This is a genomic window from Clostridium mucosae, from assembly GCF_024622765.1.
GTDB lineage: Bacteria > Bacillota > Clostridia > Clostridiales > Clostridiaceae > Clostridium.
Window position 1 is genome coordinate 1 of record NZ_JANKAF010000063.1, and the last position, 1,052, is coordinate 1,052.

The 1,052-nt window shown below is 24.6% G+C and carries 1 protein-coding gene and 1 rRNA gene; one reads left to right on the plus strand and one right to left on the minus strand.

The genetic code is table 11. The features are described 5' to 3' along the window. Position 1 precedes the first annotated feature (1 nt). Positions 2-118: ribosomal RNA gene (gene rrf / locus NSA50_RS19700) — 5S ribosomal RNA — on the plus strand. A gap of 88 nt (positions 119-206) precedes the next feature. Here rrf and NSA50_RS19705 read toward each other — a convergent pair. Beyond that, positions 207-344 (minus strand): hypothetical protein, encoded by a 138-nt coding sequence (locus NSA50_RS19705; RefSeq protein ID WP_195266938.1) that lies wholly within the window; start codon positions 342-344, stop codon positions 207-209. Positions 345-1,052 lie beyond the last annotated feature (708 nt).

The following is a 1,052-nucleotide window of genomic DNA, read 5'->3' on the forward strand; positions in this document are numbered from 1 at the left end:
ATCTGGTGATGATGGCGTAGAGGAAACACTCCTTTCCATTCCGAACAGGAAAGTTAAGCTCTACAGCGTCGATGGTACTGCATGGGAGACTGTGTGGGAGAGTAGAACGTTGCCAGGTCATTAAAAAAGACTTAAGAATTTATTCTTAAGTCTTTTTTTGTTATATAATTTTATTTTAATTTAATTTTATATATTAAATTATCGAATTATTTTGTTAAAACTAAGCCTTTGCTTCTTATACAAGTACATTCTTTAGCTTCTGTTGTGTGTAGGCATTGATATTTAACTTTCTTAGGGGCTACTACCTCTTGTGATTTATTATTATTTTTTTCTTGTGAATTCATTTAATACACTCCTTTTTATATATCTCAATATAAACAACATTATATATTAATAAATAGTAATTATCAACATAATTGATTTTCATTAATTTGAAGAATTTACGTAAAAGATATTAGATTATAAAAAATAAAGTTATATCTATTGGACATATAATTTATTTGTGTATAGCACTTAGCTAGCCTTAAAGAGCTTAGAATAAGATTTTTTATGTTTACTACACAGATTTTAAATGTATATGAAGATATTAGAAAGTTTTAATATAAAGGAATTTTATAATCTAAAAATGGTTAGAATATGCATTAATTATTGATGTTGATATTGAAATATACTCTGAATAATCTGAAAAAGTAAATAAACATTACCTTGTATATCAATATAATATAAATTAAGAAAATATAAGAAAAATAGAGTATAATAAATATAATATAGAATAATTACTATTTTTAAGATAATATTATGTTAATATTGATGATATTATATTTTATGTCGCTAAGGCAAATACATCAGCAAGTTAAAAAAATAAAAAACTGTTGACAATGAAATGCATAAGTGATAAGATAAGGAAGTCGCTTGAGAGCGATGGAGAAAATGGTCTTTGAAAATTGAACAGAAAATAAGTTAAGTAAAATAAACCAGCAATTCTTTTAGACGTCTTAAAATTAAGACTCAAAGTAATTTGAGCGAAGAGATTAAACTTTTTATTGAGAGTT